This window comes from Sphingomonas xinjiangensis (genome assembly GCF_014199255.1).
GTDB lineage: Bacteria > Pseudomonadota > Alphaproteobacteria > Sphingomonadales > Sphingomonadaceae > Sphingomonas > Sphingomonas xinjiangensis.
In genome coordinates, this window is the sequence record NZ_JACIJF010000001.1 from 278,945 (window position 1) to 296,059 (window position 17,115).

18 protein-coding genes are annotated in these 17,115 nt (G+C 62.9%); 9 read left to right on the forward strand and 9 right to left on the reverse strand.

Annotation, left to right across the window (positions count from 1 at the left end):
* The first annotated feature begins 38 nt into the window (after positions 1-38).
* Positions 39-1,208, forward strand: a complete 1,170-nt coding sequence (gene carA / locus FHT02_RS01465; protein WP_184083502.1) for a glutamine-hydrolyzing carbamoyl-phosphate synthase small subunit — start codon at positions 39-41, stop codon at positions 1,206-1,208.
* Positions 1,209-1,357: 149 nt separating this feature from the next.
* Here carA and FHT02_RS01470 read toward each other — a convergent pair whose 3' ends face one another.
* Positions 1,358-1,690 (reverse strand): endonuclease domain-containing protein, encoded by a 333-nt coding sequence (locus FHT02_RS01470; RefSeq protein WP_343056810.1) that lies wholly within the window; start codon positions 1,688-1,690, stop codon positions 1,358-1,360.
* Between the two features lie 91 nt (positions 1,691-1,781).
* Between FHT02_RS01470 and carB the strand changes: the two genes are divergently transcribed.
* The 3 genes from carB to FHT02_RS01485 all read left to right on the forward strand — a co-directional run bounded on the left by carB (position 1,782) and on the right by FHT02_RS01485 (position 6,561).
* On the forward strand, positions 1,782-5,120 hold the full coding sequence (gene carB / locus FHT02_RS01475; RefSeq protein WP_184083504.1) for a carbamoyl-phosphate synthase large subunit: 3,339 nt from the start codon (positions 1,782-1,784) through the stop codon (positions 5,118-5,120).
* A 332-nt stretch (positions 5,121-5,452) separates the two neighbouring features.
* Positions 5,453-5,929, forward strand: a complete 477-nt coding sequence (gene greA / locus FHT02_RS01480) for a transcription elongation factor GreA (RefSeq protein ID WP_184083506.1) — start codon at positions 5,453-5,455, stop codon at positions 5,927-5,929.
* A gap of 8 nt (positions 5,930-5,937) precedes the next feature.
* Positions 5,938-6,561, forward strand: coding sequence for a rhomboid family intramembrane serine protease (locus FHT02_RS01485; protein WP_184083508.1), 624 nt, complete (start codon positions 5,938-5,940; stop codon positions 6,559-6,561).
* A 28-nt stretch (positions 6,562-6,589) separates the two neighbouring features.
* Here FHT02_RS01485 and FHT02_RS01490 read toward each other — a convergent pair whose 3' ends face one another.
* The 5 genes from FHT02_RS01490 to FHT02_RS01510 all read right to left on the reverse strand — a co-directional run bounded on the left by FHT02_RS01490 (position 6,590) and on the right by FHT02_RS01510 (position 8,593).
* Complete coding sequence (locus tag FHT02_RS01490; protein ID WP_184083510.1) at positions 6,590-6,817, reverse strand: DUF4170 domain-containing protein; 228 nt, start codon at positions 6,815-6,817, stop codon at positions 6,590-6,592.
* 82 nt (positions 6,818-6,899) lie between these two features.
* Complete coding sequence (locus FHT02_RS01495) at positions 6,900-7,262, reverse strand: hypothetical protein (protein WP_221239238.1); 363 nt, start codon at positions 7,260-7,262, stop codon at positions 6,900-6,902.
* Positions 7,259-7,621, reverse strand: coding sequence for a DUF3618 domain-containing protein (locus FHT02_RS01500; protein WP_184083512.1), 363 nt, complete (start codon positions 7,619-7,621; stop codon positions 7,259-7,261). Before FHT02_RS01500 ends, FHT02_RS01495 begins: the two co-directional genes overlap by 4 nt.
* Positions 7,618-7,959, reverse strand: a complete 342-nt coding sequence (locus FHT02_RS01505) for a phage holin family protein (RefSeq protein WP_343056794.1) — start codon at positions 7,957-7,959, stop codon at positions 7,618-7,620. The genes FHT02_RS01500 and FHT02_RS01505 overlap by 4 nt, the downstream gene beginning before the upstream one ends.
* Before the next feature lie 13 nt (positions 7,960-7,972).
* Entirely contained in the window at positions 7,973-8,593 is a 621-nt protein-coding gene (locus FHT02_RS01510; protein ID WP_184083514.1) for a hypothetical protein, read from the reverse strand.
* 115 nt (positions 8,594-8,708) lie between these two features.
* Here FHT02_RS01510 and eno point away from each other — a divergent pair, with 115 nt between their 5' ends.
* The 4 genes from eno (at position 8,709) to FHT02_RS01530 (ending at position 13,427) form a co-directional block, all read left to right on the forward strand.
* The gene (gene eno, locus FHT02_RS01515; RefSeq protein WP_184083516.1) at positions 8,709-9,983 is read left to right on the forward strand and encodes a phosphopyruvate hydratase; all 1,275 of its coding nucleotides are present in this window, start codon (positions 8,709-8,711) and stop codon (positions 9,981-9,983) included.
* Between the two features lie 74 nt (positions 9,984-10,057).
* Entirely contained in the window at positions 10,058-10,357 is a 300-nt protein-coding gene (locus FHT02_RS01520; RefSeq protein WP_343056795.1) for an FtsB family cell division protein, read from the forward strand.
* A gap of 612 nt (positions 10,358-10,969) precedes the next feature.
* Positions 10,970-12,019 (forward strand): pyruvate dehydrogenase (acetyl-transferring) E1 component subunit alpha, encoded by a 1,050-nt coding sequence (pdhA, locus tag FHT02_RS01525; protein ID WP_184083520.1) that lies wholly within the window; start codon positions 10,970-10,972, stop codon positions 12,017-12,019.
* A 1-nt stretch (position 12,020) separates the two neighbouring features.
* Positions 12,021-13,427 carry a pyruvate dehydrogenase complex E1 component subunit beta gene (locus FHT02_RS01530; RefSeq protein ID WP_184083522.1) on the forward strand — a complete coding sequence of 469 codons (1,407 nt, stop codon included), beginning with the start codon at positions 12,021-12,023 and terminating at the stop codon, positions 13,425-13,427.
* A 66-nt stretch (positions 13,428-13,493) separates the two neighbouring features.
* Here FHT02_RS01530 and FHT02_RS01535 read toward each other — a convergent pair whose 3' ends face one another.
* The 3 genes from FHT02_RS01535 to FHT02_RS01545 are packed head-to-tail and all read right to left on the reverse strand — an operon-like array spanning position 13,494 to position 16,374.
* Positions 13,494-14,147 (reverse strand): TadE/TadG family type IV pilus assembly protein, encoded by a 654-nt coding sequence (locus FHT02_RS01535; RefSeq protein ID WP_184083524.1) that lies wholly within the window; start codon positions 14,145-14,147, stop codon positions 13,494-13,496.
* A complete protein-coding gene (locus FHT02_RS01540) occupies positions 14,147-14,734 on the reverse strand; it encodes a TadE/TadG family type IV pilus assembly protein (RefSeq protein WP_184083526.1) in 588 nt (195 codons plus the stop codon). The genes FHT02_RS01535 and FHT02_RS01540 overlap by 1 nt, the downstream gene beginning before the upstream one ends.
* Entirely contained in the window at positions 14,731-16,374 is a 1,644-nt protein-coding gene (locus tag FHT02_RS01545; RefSeq protein ID WP_184083528.1) for a pilus assembly protein TadG-related protein, read from the reverse strand. Before FHT02_RS01545 ends, FHT02_RS01540 begins: the two co-directional genes overlap by 4 nt.
* A gap of 70 nt (positions 16,375-16,444) precedes the next feature.
* Between FHT02_RS01545 and FHT02_RS01550 the strand changes: the two genes are divergently transcribed.
* Entirely contained in the window at positions 16,445-17,098 is a 654-nt protein-coding gene (locus FHT02_RS01550) for an isoprenoid biosynthesis enzyme family protein (protein WP_184083529.1), read from the forward strand.
* Positions 17,099-17,115 lie beyond the last annotated feature (17 nt).

The following is a 17,115-nucleotide window of genomic DNA, read 5'->3' on the forward strand; positions in this document are numbered from 1 at the left end:
GCGACATCGCTGCAACCTGAATGGAGAGCCACCCCTCGATGGCCGAAGCCAAACCCTTGTCTGCGCCTCCCGGAGCCACCGGCGTATTGGTATTGGCCTCTGGCGACGTGGTCTGGGGCCGAGGGTTCGGGGCCGAGGGCCACGCGGTCGGCGAAGTGTGCTTCCACACCGCGATGACCGGCTATCAGGAGATCATGACCGACCCGAGCTTTGCCGGTCAGATCATCAATTTCACGTTCCCGCACATCGGCAATGTCGGCGCCAACCCCGACGATGTCGAGGCCGACGAGCCGCACGCGCTGGGCATGATCGTGCGCGAGGACGTGACCGAGCCGTCGAACTTCCGGGCGACCGAGCATCTCGATACCTGGATGGCCAAGCACGCCCGCATCGGCCTGTCGGGCATCGACACCCGCGCGCTCACGCGCCGCATCCGCACGGGCGGCGCGCCCAACGGCGTGATCGCGCATTCGAAGGCCGGCAAGTTCGACATCCCCGCTTTGCTCAAACAAGCCAAGGAATGGCCGGGGCTCGAGGGAATGGACCTCGCAATCTCGGTCACCGCCGAGACGCATTATGGCTGGGAAGGCGGCGTCTGGCGCCTGGGCTTCGGCTATGACGCGGCCGGCGAGCAGGCCGCGCAGGGCAAGCCGCACGTGGTCGCGATCGACTATGGCTCGAAGCACAACATCTTCCGCAACCTGGCGAAAGCCGGCGCCCGCGTGACGGTGTTGCCCGCACAGGCGACCTTCGAACAGGCGATGGCCTTCGCGCCCGACGGCTTCTTCCTCTCCAACGGTCCCGGCGACCCCGCCGCAACCGCCGACTATGCCGTGCCGGTGATCCAGCAGATGCTGGAAAGCGGCAAGCCGGTGTTCGGCATCTGCCTGGGCCACCAGCTGCTGGCGCTCGCGGTCGGCGCCAAGACGTCGAAGATGTTCCAGGGCCACCGTGGCGCCAATCATCCGGTCAAGCGCCTGAGCGACGGCGCGGTCGAGATCACCAGCATGAACCACGGCTTCTCCGTGCTGAGCGAGACGCTGCCGGCCAACGCGCGCGAAACGCATGTGTCGCTGTTCGACGGGTCGAACGCGGGTTTTGAGCTTACCGACCGCCCGGCCTTCGCGGTGCAGTACCACCCGGAGGCGAGCCCGGGGCCGCAAGACAGCCTGTATCTGTTCGAACGGTTCGTGGGGATGCTCGCTTGATGGCGGACGGCGTGTTCTCCCTCACCCCCTTTAGGGGGAGAGGGAAGAGCCGCGTAGCGGCGAAGGGAGCGGGGGGAATAGCTACTTCCTCGCGAGCGCAGCCCGCTTCCCCCTCTCCCAAACCTCTCCCCCTGAAGAGGGAGAGGGCTTTAGAAGTAGCGGCCGACGGCCATGAGGATCGCGCGGGCGACGCCTTCGGGATTGGTCATGACGTCGTTGTTGGCGAACCGGACCACGCGCCAGCCTTGTGCCTCGAGTTCGGCAGTGCGCGCCGCATCATGCGCTTCCGCGCCGGGCAGCGCGTGCGTTTCTCCATCAAGCTCGACGATCAGGCGGTGCGATCGCGCTACGAAGTCGGCGATGAAGCGTTGGCGGACATTCTGCCGAACGAATTTGACGCCCTGAAGCTTGCCGGCGCGAACCACTTCCCACAGCGCCCGCTCGGGCTCGCTCATGTCGCGTCGAAGTTCCTTCGCACGCACTCTCGTCTGAACGTTTCGCTTCGCCAAGGCGGAGCCCCCCTCTCCCAACCCTCTCCCCCTGAAGCGGGGGAGGGCTACCCCGGATACCATCATGCCTAAGCGTACAGATATCCAGTCCATCCTCATCATCGGCGCCGGCCCGATCGTCATCGGCCAGGCGGCCGAGTTCGACTATTCGGGCACGCAGGCGGCCAAGGCGCTGCGCGAAGAGGGCTATCGGATCATCCTGGTCAATTCGAACCCGGCTACGATCATGACCGATCCCGAAATGGCCGACGCGACCTATGTCGAGCCGATCACGCCCGAGATCGTCGCCAAGATTATCGAAAAGGAGCGCCCGGACGCGGTGCTCCCCACGATGGGCGGGCAGACCGCGCTCAATACCGCGCTGGCGCTCGCCAGCAACGGCACGCTGGAGAAGTTCGGCTGCGTCATGATCGGCGCCGATGCCGAAGCGATCGACAAGGCCGAGGATCGGCTGAAGTTCAAGGACGCGATGACCAAGATCGGGCTCGAAAGCGCCCGCTCGGCGATCGCCCACAGCGAAGCCGAAGCGCTCGCCGCGCTCGAGCATGTCGGCCTGCCGGCGATCATCCGCCCCAGCTTCACCATGGGCGGATCGGGCGGCGGGATTGCGTACAACCGCGAGGAGTTCATCGCGATCGTCCGCTCGGGCCTTGACCTGTCGCCAACCACCGAGGTGCTGATCGAGGAATCGCTGCTCGGCTGGAAGGAATATGAGATGGAGGTGGTCCGCGACCGTGCAGACAACGCCATCATTATCTGCTCCATCGAGAATGTCGACGCGATGGGCACGCATACCGGCGATTCGATCACTGTCGCGCCGGCACTGACGCTGACCGACAAGGAATACCAGATCATGCGCAATGCATCGATCGCGGTGCTCCGCGAAATCGGCGTCGAAACCGGCGGTTCCAACGTGCAGTTCGCAGTGAATCCGAAGGACGGTCGCCTGATCGTCATTGAGATGAACCCGCGCGTGTCGCGCTCCTCGGCGCTGGCGTCCAAGGCGACCGGCTTCCCGATCGCCAAGGTCGCGGCCAAGCTGGCGGTCGGCTACACGCTCGACGAGATCACCAACGACATCACCGGCGCGACGCCGGCTTCGTTCGAACCGACGATCGACTATGTCGTGACCAAGATCCCGCGCTTCGCCTTCGAAAAGTTCAAGGGGGCCGAAGCCACGCTCGGCACCGCGATGAAGTCGGTTGGCGAAGTCATGGCGATCGGGCGCAATATTCACGAATCGATGCAGAAGGCACTGCGGGGGCTGGAAACGGGGCTCAGCGGCTTCAACAATGTCGACAAGCTCGCCGGCGCACCGCGTGACGTGATCGAGGCCGCGCTGGCTGTCCGAAGCCCCGACCGGCTGCTGATCGCCGCCCAGGCGCTGCGCGAAGGTTTCACCGTGTCGGAGGTTCAGGCGCTAACTGCGTACGATCCTTGGTTCCTTGAGCGCATTGCCGAGATCGTGGAAGCCGAAGAGCAGGTTTGCCGTGATGGCCTCCCGCAGGACGCGCAGGGCATGCGCCGGCTCAAGGCGATGGGCTTCAGCGACAAGCGTCTGGCCTATCTCTCGCTCAAGTCGCTCAACATGCGCGAAGGCACCGGGGCGATGGCCCGCAGCCATGGCCTGATCGGCGAAGTCGCCAAGGCAATGACCGGCGGCGTCACCGAGGCCGACGTCCGCAAGCTGCGCCACAAGCTGGGCGTGCGCCCGGTGTTCAAGCGCATCGACACCTGCGCGGCCGAGTTCGAAGCCAAGACGCCGTACATGTACTCGACCTACGAAGCGCCCAGCTTCGGCGCGCCCGAGAACGAGTCCAACCCCAGCGACCGCAAGAAGGTCGTGATCCTCGGCGGCGGCCCCAACCGGATCGGCCAGGGCATCGAGTTCGATTATTGCTGCTGCCACGCCTGCTTCGCGCTGGGCTCCGATCAGGGCGGCGCGGGCTATGAGACGATCATGGTCAACTGCAATCCGGAAACGGTGAGCACCGATTATGACACCTCGGACCGGCTCTATTTCGAGCCGCTGACTGCCGAGGACGTGCTCGAGATCCTCGAGGTCGAGAAGTCGAACGGCACGCTGGTCGGCGTCATCGTCCAGTTCGGCGGCCAGACCCCGCTCAACCTCGCCCAGGCACTCGAAGATGCCGGCATCCCGATCCTCGGCACGTCGCCCGACGCGATCGACCTGGCCGAGGACCGCGAGCGCTTTGCCGCGCTCGTGTCCAAGCTTGGCCTCAAGCAGCCCGCCAATGGCCTCGCCCGCAGCCGCGACGAAGCGGTGGCGGCCGCCGAGCGGATCGGTTTCCCGGTGCTGATGCGCCCCAGCTATGTGCTCGGCGGCCGCGCTATGGAGATCGTCGACACGCTCCAGCAGCTCGACGATTACATCCAGACTGCGGTGCAGGTTTCGGGCGACAGCCCGGTGTTGATCGACCAGTATCTGCGCGATGCGATCGAAGTCGATGTCGACGCCATCGCCGATGGCGACGATGTGGTCGTTGCCGGCGTGCTTCAGCATATCGAGGAAGCCGGCGTCCACTCCGGCGACAGCGCCTGTTCGATCCCGCCCTACAGCCTGTCCGACGACATCATCGCTGAGATCGAGCGCCAGACTCACGCGCTCGCCCGCGCGCTGAAGGTCAAAGGGCTGATGAACATCCAGTTCGCGGTCAAGGACGGCGAAGTCTACCTCATCGAAGTCAATCCGCGCGCCAGCCGTACGGTGCCCTTCGTTGCCAAGGCGATCGGCGTTCCTATCGCGAAGATCGCCGCGCGCGTGATGGCGGGCGAGAAGCTAAAGGACCTGCCGGTCATCGACCGCAACATCGACTACATCGCCGTCAAGGAAGCCGTGTTTCCTTGGGGCCGCTTCCCCGGCGTCGATCCGGTGCTCTCACCGGAGATGAAGTCGACCGGCGAAGTGATGGGAATCGATAAGGATTTCGCCACCAGCTTTGCGAAAGCGCAGCTCGGCGCCGGCACCGTGCTGCCGCAGAAGGGCACGGTGTTCGTCAGCGTCAAGGACAGCGACAAAGCGGTGATCCTGCCCGGCGTTCAGATCCTCTCGCGGCTCGGCTTCACCATTGTCGCCACCGGCGGCACCGCCGAGTATCTTCAAGGGCAGGGGATCGTGGTCGAGCGCGTCAACAAAGTCGCGCAGGGCCGTCCGCACATCGTTGACCGGATCCAGAACGGCGACATCGCGCTGATCTTCAACACCACCGAAGGCTGGCAGTCGCTCAAGGACTCTGCGGGTATCCGGGCCACGGCAATGGCGCAAAAGATCCCCTACTTCACCACCGCTCCCGGCAGCGTCGCGGCGGCGCGGGCGATCGAAGCGATGGGTGCCAACACCCTCGACGTCCGCCCGCTCCAATCCTTCTACGCCTCGCGCTAAGCGCCGCACCATGTGCCTTCTTCCTCCCCTCCCTGCAAGGGAGGGGCAGGGGGAGGGTGTTGCGGCGGGCGAGGCTCGACGCCTCGAACCGCCGCCTGGACTAGGCGAGAGTCTCTTAACCGCGCAGACGCGCGCACCCACCCTGACCCCTCCCTTACAACAAGGGGCTTGCCGGCGGTGAATTACGGCCACATCCAGGCAGCCCGCTTGATGTTTGCCCCTGGCAGCCTTAATATTATCGCTCGCACAACGATCTCCCCAATCACCATCATGTGCGGGCGCTCTCTTCACGAGGCGCTTGGGGAGGAGGCTTTGACGAAGGACACGGGCGCATGGCGACGGTCGATAAGATGCCGATGCTCAAGGAAGGCTATGAGAAGCTCACCGCCGAGCTGAAGCGCCTCAAAACGGAACGCCCACTGATCGTGGACGCGATCGAGGAAGCGCGCGCGCACGGCGATCTTTCGGAAAACGCCGAATATCATGCTGCCAAGGAGCAGCAGGGCCAGAACGAAGCGACCATCGCCGATATCGAAGGCAAGCTGAGCCGCGCCCAGATCATCGATCCCAAGGATCTGTCGGGTGACAAGATCGTGTTCGGCGCGACGGTGACGTTGCTTGACGAAGACGACAAGCCGATCCGCTACCAGATCGTCAGCGAAACCGAAGCCGATGCCAGCATCGGACGCATCTCGTACAATTCGCCGATCGGGCGCGCCCTGATCGGCCGCAAGATCGATGAAGAGGTCGAAGTGTCGGTGCCGGCAGGCGACCGCTATTATCTCGTCTCGAAGATCGAGTTCATCTGAGCCCGTTGATGCAGCGGGTCTCCGCGACGACCGCGATCATCGCCTTGACGGCGGTGGTGAGCGCGGCCGTCATCCTTGGCCATTACGATTATGACGCGAGCATGCGCGCGGGGTTCATTCCTGCGCGCCTCAGCGGGGTGGCCACCGATTTCGCCGCGGTGCCTGCATGGCTGACCCCGCTCACCTGTACGCTGCTCCATGGCGGCTTCCTGCACCTGGGCATGAACATGCTGATGCTCGGCTTCACCGGCAAGGAAACCGAGCGTGCGCTTGGGGCCGCCGGTATCGTGCTGCTCTATGTGGTCGGCGCGTTCGTCGCCGCCTTCGCGCAGTGGCTGCCCGATCCTCAGGCCACTATTCCGATGATCGGTGCCAGCGGCGCGGCGTCGGCGGTGGTCGGCGCCTATTCGCTGCTGTTCGGCCGTTCGCGCGCCAAGGCGATCGGACCGATCCCGGCGCAGGCGGTGCATGTGGTGTGGTTGGCCGTTGCGTGGACGGTGGTGAACCTGCTCAGCGCCTTTGCGTTTCTCGGCGCTGGCGTGGCGGTCGCGGCGCCGGCCCATATCGGCGGCTTCCTCGCCGGGCTGGTGCTGGCCAAGCCGCTGCTGCGCTGGCGCTGGCGCAAAGCATGACCCCGGCGCGGGGCCGGGGTCAGCTAGGTCACGCCTGGGTCTTGTCCAGGTCCGGCTCGAGTAGCCGGTGCAAGTGGACGACCACGTATTTCATCTCTGCGTCGTCCACCGTGCGGTGGGCAGCAGCGCGCCACGCCTTCTCGGCTGCGGCATAGTCGGCGTAGATGCCGACAACATCGAGTTTCGATGGGTCGGTAAAATCGAGCGTCTGCGGATCGGTCACGCGACCGCCGAAGACGAGGTGCAGTTTGCTCATTTTTCCTCCTGGAGGAGCGGTACGCGGCTGCCCTTACCGAGGAAAGCCGCGACCGCTCAACCCCAAAAGGTGGTGACCGTAATCACGCCTGCTGCGCGGCACCTTTGGCAGCTTCCGTAACCGTGCCGAAAAACGCCGAAACCCGCTCCTTCGTCGCATCCTTGTCGGGAATCAGCGCGTCGATTTCCTGACGCCCCGCTTCCTTCGCCGCCTGCGCTGCCGCAGTGGCGCGCTGTGCCAGCGTGCGGCCGAGCGGATCAAGCAGTTCACGCTCCTTGGCGACGCGCGGCAGCAGAACGCCGACGAGAACGCCCAAGGCGACGCCGCCGGCGAGGAGCGCGATCGGGTTGTCACCAAGATCGCCAACTACCTGACGCGCCTTGTCGGTGGTGCTGGTGGTTTGGCTGGCGGTCTGCCCGCTTTGCGTCGAAGTGCCGTTGCTCATGGTTGCTGTCCTTTCCTGACGGCGTAAGCCGTCGCAGTTTCTTCGTCGTTCAAACCACCGGCCCCTGCCGGGGTTGCATTCTGTCGAGGCTTGCGGCGCAGGAGTTTTCCGATCCACCCGCGGGCCAGGAAGAGCACCACGCCGCCTGCCACACCCGCGGCGGCATAGGGGCGCGCCCGCGCTGCATCCGCACCGCGTTGTGCCGCGGTGGTGAGGGTGGTGGTGGCGCTGTCCATCGCATTCTGAGCGAGGTTGCCGGGCTTCAGCCGCGTCTGAACCTCGCTCAACGTTCCGGTCAGCCGCGCACGCGCCGCTTCCACTCGCGCCTGTGCGGCGATCAAATCCGGGTTGCTGCTCATGACGCGCCTCCAAAGACACGCATGAGGTGCTTGTAGGCAAACCAGCCAAGCAGTCCCGCCACACTCAGCGTGACGATCACCACCGCGAGAGTCGCCAAACCGGGGCCGATCAAAGTCGCGAGGCTGAGTATCAGCCCGACGAGCAGCGCCGTGACCGCCGAACAAGCTAGCGCAAACGCGGCGACGCCGAACCCGATGCCGACACTTGCCTCACCAAGCTTTCCCGTGAGCAGGACGCGGTAATAACCGATCTCCGCCCGCGCGAAGCTCTTGCCGTCTTCGACGAGGCGGCCGAACAGCGCGCCAACGCTCTCTTCCTGTGGCTCCGGTGCGATCACGCCCAAACCCTCTTCAGACCGCAGCCGTCTGATCGGTGGTCGTGGCGGTCGTCGAGTTCGTGTCGGTCGCCGAGTTCGTGTCGGTGAGGTCGGAGGCGGCATCGACACCCGATTTGATCAAGCGCGCGAGCACGAAGCCAAGGGCCGCAGCCGTGCCGACGGCGATCGCCGGGCTCTTACGCACCAGTTCGCCTGCTTGATCGACCAACTCCTCGACTTCCTTGCCGCGCAGCGACTCTGCAAAACCGCTGATCGTGTCCGCCGCGGAGCGGGCGTATTTTCCATATTCCGCGCCAATCTTGGCATCGACGTCATCGGCCGCATTTTGGAACATGCGTGCGACATCGTCCAGCGCCGTCGTGGCGCGCTCCTTGCCTTGCCCGGCAAAGGCGCGCGCCTGTTCAGCGGCCTGCGTGCCGAGTTTACTCGCGCCGTCCTTGATCTGCTGCTTGGCGGTTTCGACAGTGCTGCCACCTGGCTGCGTGTCGGCCTCAGCCACGCCGTCAGCCGAGTCGAACGCGATCTCCGCCGTGGCGGCAGCGCCGGTATCCGCTTTCAGCTTGGGGTCCGCGTCGAAGTTCACTGCACCGGCGGTGCCGGTACCGGATTGGGTCGTATTGTTCTGGTCAGCCATGCCGAAGCCCTTTCTGTCTGCTTGGCCGAACAACCACGGCCACGTTTGCGAGTTCCATGGCGAGCGGCTAGAGCGCGCGCCGAAAGCCAGCTTCTCTCGATACGGAGACCGTTACGTGACCGCAATCATCGACATCCATGCTCGCCAGATCCTCGATAGCCGAGGCAATCCTACGGTTGAGGTCGACGTGCTGCTGGAAGACGGCAGCTTCGGGCGCGCCGCAGTGCCCTCGGGCGCATCGACCGGCGCGCATGAGGCGGTGGAAAGGCGCGATGGCGACAAGACGCGTTGGCTGGGCAAGGGGGTCGAGCAGGCGGTGGAAGCCGTCAATGATGAGATCGCCGATGAGGTGCTCGGTCTGGACGCTGAAGATCAGGCGGATCTGGATCGCGCCATGATCGAGCTGGACGGCACGCCGAACAAGGGGCGCCTCGGCGCCAACGCGATCCTGGGCGTGAGCTTGGCGGCTGCGAAGGCTGCCGCCGAAGCCCGCGGCTTGCCGCTGTACCGCTATGTCGGCGGCGTGTCGGCACACGTTCTGCCGGTGCCGATGATGAACATCATCAATGGCGGTGAGCATGCCGATAATCCGATCGATTTTCAGGAATTCATGATCGTTCCGGTCGGCGCGGAGAACATCGTTGAGGCGGTGCGCTGCGGGTCGGAAATCTTCCACACGCTCAAGAAGAAGCTGCACGACAAGGGCTTGGCCACCGGCGTGGGCGACGAGGGCGGTTTCGCTCCCAACATCGCGAGCACGACCGAGGCGCTCGATTTTATCATGGAATCGGTCGTTGCCGCAGGCTACGCCCCCGGAGATGACGTCATGCTGGCGCTCGACTGCGCAGCAACAGAATATTACGGGGACGGCGCGTACAAGATGGTGGGTGAGGGCAAGACCTTCTCCTCGACCGAGAACGCTGCGTTCCTCGCCGATCTCGCGGCGAACTATCCGATCTTCTCGATCGAGGACGGCATGGCTGAGGACGATTGGGAAGGCTGGAAGGCACTCACCGACTTGCTGGGCGACAAGGTCCAGCTGGTCGGGGACGACTTGTTCGTGACCAACCCCGCCCGCCTGCTGCGCGGCATCGAGGGGGGCTACGCCAATTCGCTGCTGGTGAAGGTCAATCAGATCGGCACTTTGACTGAAACGCTCGCCGCGGTCAGTCTGGCGCAGCGTTCTTCCTACACGGCGGTGATGTCGCACCGTTCGGGCGAGACCGAGGATGCGACGATCGCCGATCTGGCGGTTGCGACCAACTGTGGGCAGATCAAGACGGGTTCGCTGGCGCGCTCGGACCGGCTTGCAAAGTACAACCAGCTGATCCGGATCGAGGAGGAACTGGGCGACGCGGCAGTATATGCTGGACGCTCGATCCTGAAGTGATCGCTAGGTAGAAGTACGCCTTGATTAACGGCGCTGGTTAAGCGAGAATCAGCCTTATGAGGCGTACTTCACCTGTGACGACGTTGCTGCGCCGCGCGGGGTTGTCCGCCGCGGCGCTCATCGCCATTTCGTTCTTCGTCTATAACGCCGCCTTGGGGCCGACGGGGTTCGTGGCGGCGAAGGCGCTGCAAGTCGAATTGGCGCAAAAGAAGGTGGAGTACGCTGCGCTCGACAAGAAGCGCGCCGAGCTCAAGAACCGAGTCGGTCTGCTCGATCCCAAGCGCGGCGCGGACCCGGACATGGTCGACGAGCTAGTCCGCCGCCAGCTGAACGTGGCGCGTCCTGACGAAGTGATCATCCCGCTCAACAAGTAAACCGGCACGTCGCGGCGGTAGCAAGCCCAAAGGCGCGCGGGAACCGTTCAAAGATCTATGTCCTGGAACATACCTGTGCGGCGGGGCGAGCGTCGCGCTGCCCAAGGTATGTATGATGTGGGCGTCTGCCACTTCGCCATGTGCCGGCGTTGGACCGGCGGACCGTTGATGGCGGTGCAGGTGGCCTGACCTGTCGTTTTTGGCGAGGCGCTCGTGATCTACCGAGCATCGCACGCTTTTCAAGCGTGACTTCTGCGCCCAATGCGGCAATCACATCTTCCACCGGCCACAGCTCGGATCGGATCCGAACTGGCAATCTCCCAAGCCTTTTCGGGCCCGACGATGTGTCGTCGCGCTGGAATCTTCTTTAATTCTAGGCCGTACTTTCTACTGTTTCGTTCCGGAAAGCGAAAGGCGCTCGCCATTCAGCATGGCTGGCGCGCATCCTGCTGCGCCGGCTCGCGCGGATAATACCAGGCGCTACAGACGCGACGTTGATCGTCGCGTGCAATCGAAGGCCCATGCCGTTGCACGCGTTGACGTTGCGTCCGGGCCAAGAACGCGCCTATAGGCCGGCACCTATTTTCCCCCGGGCATGAGGATTTCCTGACCGTGGCCAAAGCACCGGCACGCACAGCAACGACCGAACCCGCGATTCCCAATCGCGAACGACCCAACCAGCCGGAGCGATATCAGGCTTCCAAGGAAGAGCTGCTCGCCTTTTACAAGCAGATGCTGCTGATCCGCCGCTTCGAAGAAAAGGCCGGACAGCTTTACGGCCTCGGCTTCATCGGCGGGTTCTGCCACCTGTATATTGGCCAGGAGGCGGTTGCCGTCGGCCTGCAGTCGGCATTGGATGGCGAGAAGGACTCGGTCATTACCGGCTATCGCGACCATGGCCACATGCTCGCTTACGGTATCGACCCCAAGATCATCATGGCCGAGTTGACCGGCCGCGCCGCTGGCATCAGCCGCGGCAAGGGCGGTTCGATGCACATGTTCTCGACCGAGAAGAAGTTCTACGGCGGGCACGGCATTGTCGGCGCGCAGGTGTCGCTCGGCACAGGCCTGGCGTTCGCGCACAAGTATAACGAGGACGGTGGCGTCGCCATGGCCTATTTCGGCGACGGCGCGTCGAACCAGGGCCAGGTCTACGAATCGTTCAACATGGCCGAGTTGTGGAAGCTGCCGATCATCTATGTGATCGAGAATAACCAGTACGCGATGGGCACCAGCGTCAACCGCTCGTCCGCCGAGGATCAGCTTTACAAGCGCGGCGAAAGCTTCCGCATTCCCGGTATCCAGGTCGACGGCATGGACGTGCTCGCCTGCCGTGCGGCGGCCGAAGAGGCGCTTGCCTGGGTCCGGGCGGGCAAGGGGCCGATCATCCTGGAGATGAAGACCTATCGCTATCGCGGTCACTCGATGTCTGATCCGGCCAAGTACCGCTCGCGCGAGGAAGTGCAGTCGGTGCGCGACAAGTCAGACCCGATCGAGGCGGTGAAGCGCGAGCTCGAAGCGCTCGGCGTTCGCGAGGAAGAGCTCAAGCCGATCGAGCAGGAGATCCGCAAGGTGGTCAACGAATCGGCCGACTATGCCGAGCAGACTCCCGAGCCCGATGCTGCTGAATTGTATACCGACGTGCTGGTGGAGACCTACTGAGATGGCGATCGAACTCAAAATGCCGGCACTCTCGCCGACCATGGAAGAGGGCACGCTCGCCAAGTGGCTCGTCAAGGAAGGCGATGTGGTAAAGTCCGGCGACATCCTCGCCGAGATTGAAACCGACAAGGCGACGATGGAATTCGAAGCCGTGGATGAAGGCACGATCGCCAAGATCCTTGTCAGCGAAGGCACCGACAATGTGAAGGTCGGCACCGTGATCGCGATGATCGCGGGTGAGGGCGAGGATGCCTCTGTCGCCGCGACGCCGGCGCCTGCCGCTGCGCCGCAGGAGACTCCGGCCGACCAGAAGACCGAGGCGACGTCGGACAACAGGCCGCAGGCGACTGGTACGGCCCAGCTGACCGCGGCGGTCGAGAAGACCCGGCTCGCTGCCGATCCGTCGATCCCCCAGGGCACCGAGATGGTCAAGACGACCGTCCGCGAGGCGCTGCGCGACGCGATGGCCGAGGAAATGCGCGCCGATCCGCGCATCTTCGTGATGGGCGAGGAAGTCGCCGAGTACCAGGGCGCCTACAAGGTCACGCAGGGGCTGCTGGAAGAGTTCGGCGCCAAGCGCGTGATCGATACGCCGATCACCGAATATGGCTTTGCCGGCATCGGCACAGGCGCGGCGATGGGTGGACTCAAGCCGATCGTCGAGTTCATGACCTTCAACTTCGCCATGCAGGCGATCGACCACATCGTGAACTCGGCTGCTAAGACCAATTACATGTCGGGTGGCCAGATGCGCTGTCCGATCGTGTTCCGCGGTCCCAACGGCGCGGCGTCTCGCGTCGGCGCGCAGCACTCGCAGAACTATGGCCCGTGGTATGCTTCGGTGCCGGGCCTGATCGTGATCGCACCCTATGACGCGGCCGATGCCAAGGGACTCTTGAAGGCGGCTATCCGCTCGGAAGACCCAGTCGTGTTCCTTGAAAACGAACTGATGTACGGCCGTCACTTCGAAGTGCCGAAGCTCGATGATTATGTCTTACCGATTGGAAAGGCGCGGATCGTCCGCGCGGGCAAGGACGTCACCATCGTGTCCTATTCGATCGGCGTCGGCGTCGCGCTTGAAGCCGCCGAGACGCTGGCGAGCGAGGGCGTAGACGCCGAAGTCATCGATCTCCGCACGCTGCGCCCGCTCGACACCGCGACGGTTCTGGAGAGCCTGAAGAAGACCAACCGCATGGTAGTGGTCGAAGAAGGCTGGCCAACTTGCTCGATCTCCTCGGAGATTATCGCAGTGGCGATGGAGCAGGGTTTCGACGATCTCGACGCCCCGGTCCTGCGCGTCACGAACGAGGACGTGCCCCTGCCTTATGCCGCCAATCTGGAGAAGCTCGCCCTGGTCGACGCTGCCCGGGTCGTCGCGGCAGTGAAGAAGGTCACGTACAAGGGTTGATCAGGTCAGGCGGGCTCCGTGGTCGTGCGGAGCCCGTCTCCTGTCTGCTTGGGGCGCTCGCCTGCGTTAGGTTGCGCAGGACGACACCGCCCCCGTCGCCGATACATCGTTAGCAGTACGTTCGCGCACGTTCATCGCGACGATGTTACGGATGGTGCGATTTCCCAGCAGCTGCGGTGAGATCAGCGGCTGGTAGGTGTAGACCACTTCTACGAAGATTAGCTCGCTACCTTCGCTAGCAGCGATCTTGTTATCCGATGGTCCCATACCGGCGGCCCCAAGCAAGTCGCCCTGCCGGCCATATGAGGACGTGACGTTGAGCGCGCCGGAGCAGCGCTGCCATCGGATCTTCTGATTTGCAACGACCTTGGCAGCGTTCGTGACCGGCTGCACGCTGGATACGATGATCCGGCCATTTTCCGGAAAGTTCAGATTGCCCGCAGTCTGCTTGATACCGTTCAGCGTTTCGGTGATGTCCTCCTCGCTGATGCCCAGCCGGATTCGCGAGATGTTGTCAGCTGTCAGGGTTGCGATATCGCCCATTTTTTGATGCGCGTAGGCGAAGTTGACTGTCTCAACCCCCATCATGGCCAGACTGACGAACAGCGGCAGGCACAGTCCGAACTCGACGATCGTCACGCCAGTTTTTTCAGTGAAGAGGCTTCGGCTGTGCGCCAACAACGCACCGACGCGGGTTAACCGATCGCTGCAATAGATCATCACTTACACCTTTCAGGCGGCGATTTCTGGCCTTCAAAAGGCTGACGACGGACCATCGTGGACACTGCAACGGTGGTCTGGCTCGGTTGATTGAACAGCGACCAGATCGGAAACAAACGGTCGAACTTGGCAGAGACGTCATACCGAACCACATCGTCCGCGCCGCCGATGCTGTTCTTGCCCAACGTGACGACGTTGCGGTTGTTGTCTTCGTCGATGTCGAGCCAACAGTCCCCTATGTCCAGTGCTCCGTTGCTGGTGCGATCCACGGTGATCGGCTCCATGGCTCCCATCTGACCGAACCGGGAAACGCTGCCCCGTTGTACTTGTATGTCGGCGGCGGGGGAGACGGTTAGGATGTTGCTGCGAAGCTGGCTCTCCGCAGCACTCTCGTCCACTCCCTCCACGGTAATTGCACGGGTTAGGGTCTCCACCGCGCCTAACGTCACTGATCGGACGTAGACTGAATAAGCCATGTCGAACGAGCCCATCAGCAATAGCAGGAAAACCGGTGTAAGGATGCCGAACTCAACCGCGGACATGCCGCGGTCGTCACGGGCGAAGCAGATGAGCAACGGGCGTGTCACTGCGAAAGCCTTAGCGAACCGATATTCTCGCCGATGTCGCGGAACGCGTTTTCCAATGCGGTGCTGTCGTCAGCCTTATAGGCATAGGCGGGACGAGTGGCGCAGTTCTTCAGGTCGTTGCTTAGCGCCGACCCTTTGGAGAAGGAAATCGAGAAGATAGTGACATCCATATTCTTGATCGCGGCGCAGGTCATCATCCAGCGGCGCGTGTGAATATCGTCGAGAGTGTCCTTGTTATCGCCATTCTTGGAGACACGGCGCCACTGCTCTTCCTGCCCGTAGGTGCTGTAGCCACCCAGCCCCGTGTCCATCTCACCGTCAGTCATTAGGATAAGGTACCGCTTCACACCGAAGCCGTTATAAGTGCCAGGATTATCGTTCTTCCACATACCGGTACGCGACAACATTCTCGCGGCCCAAAGCATGCCGACATCCAGGAAGGTGCCGCCGTTGGCAACGAAGCCGTTGTCGAATTTGAAATAGTTGTTGAACTGAGTGGTGGTAAGCGGAGTCCATTCCAGCATCGCCTTCGGGCACGCATATTGCGCATTACCCACGAGGCTAGGGTCCATCATCGTCCAACGCGTGTCGACGTCGTTGGGCGCTTGATCAAACTTAAGATCGTTTGCAGTGCCTGGAAGATTGTTAGGTATCTGATAGCTCGACGTCGCAGTTATGTCGCTGCTGGTGGTTCGTTCTTCAACGCACCCATCCCAAGTATTAGCTATCCACGAATCGCTGTGTTTGCTCGTCGTACTAGCGAAATAGGTGTACCCTCGGGAATCCCTATCCCAGCGCTTATAGGTGCCGTCACGATTAAACCACGTAGGGTTGCGCGCGTATAGCGTAGTTCCAGCCTTACCCGTGGACAGGCCGGCGTTCACTCCCATCGAAAATGGCACGACCGACCAGCGGATGCGCTTGCGCGTTTCGGAGTCGGCAAGATTGAACTGCTTCTCGATTTCACCCATTTGGCTCTGCAGCTTGCTGAGCGCATCCCTTAAGGCTTGCATGCGTGAGCCGTCAGTTCCGGACTCTTCCGTGTAATATACCGTCGAGCGCCCGGTACCGGTAAGCGTCTTAGTTTGTCTGACGCCATTGGTATTCGCATAGGTGGAGCATTCACTCGCCGTCTTGCTCGGCGCGCATGCCATCGAGCCGGTGGTGTCAAGTACCAGCATAATGTCGATGTTGGAGTAATCGTCGCGGGCGCTGCAATCGACACCGATAGCAACGGTGTTTTTGCCGAATATCCGCATGATGGCGGTGTTCATGTTGGTCGAGAGCGAAAGATTAATCGTATCCGTCGCGGCAGTCAGCGTCGGCGAAACTGTCAGTGCGGTCGTATCGTTCGTTTCGTCGGGAAAGTTGAACTTCACATAATTTGTGATTTCGTTCTTTACCGGGGTCGTGAGTGATCCGCCCGCTCCCATGCTGCGGCGTCCGGCGAGGACGCCGGCATCGCACGCCTGTTGAAGCCGGGTCCGGACAAGATAGGCGCGGCTCATGTCCACGCCGACGCCAACGAACCCCACCATCGGCAGCACCGCCGCGGCGGTTATCGCCAGGACATTGCCCGACGTATCACGGCGAAGCCGCGAGAGGACTCCTTGTACTTGCGCCTTCTTTGTACCGGACACCTGAACCCCACCGTCGACACATCTGCGGCACGTCAGTACAGGCGAAGGGTGTATATTGCGTTGAAATCCCATGATCGATGAAGCCGAACGGCCCCTACGCGAACTGATCCTCGCCTATGCGCCGGCGAATGGACGTGCCGGGCTTTCTGCCTTGCTGGCGTTGGACGACACCCTCGCGCGGCTGATGCGTACAACCCATGAGCCGGCACTTGGCCAACTTCGGCTGGCGTGGTGGCGCGACAGCTTGCCTCGCCTGGATACGGCGCCGGCGCCGGCGGAACCCGTGCTGCAAGGACTGGAAGCGCATATACTGTCACGCGGGGTCAGCGGAGCTTCATTGGTACCGATCGTGCATGGCTGGGAAGTGCTGGTTGAAGAAGAGCGATTGCATTCCGACGCACTTAAGCGCTTCGCCGAAGGTCGCGGGGTTCTGTTCGTCGCGGCAGGTGCGGCGATCGGGGCGCAAACGGATGACCCGTTGGATCTCGCCGGACGGGGCTGGGCACTAGCGGATCTGGCGAATAATTTGAGCAACCCCGAAGAGGCGGCTGAGGTCCGGGCGGAGGCGAGACCGATCCTCGCGGATGCTCTCAAACGCCGTTGGAGCCCGGGCGCACGTGCGCTAGGCGCCATGGCACACATCAGCTTGATGGATATGGATGAGGGCCGGAGACCGATCCGGCGCCTGGGCCGACTGCTGTGGCACAGGCTGTCCGGTCGATGATCATTGTGTTCTCTCAG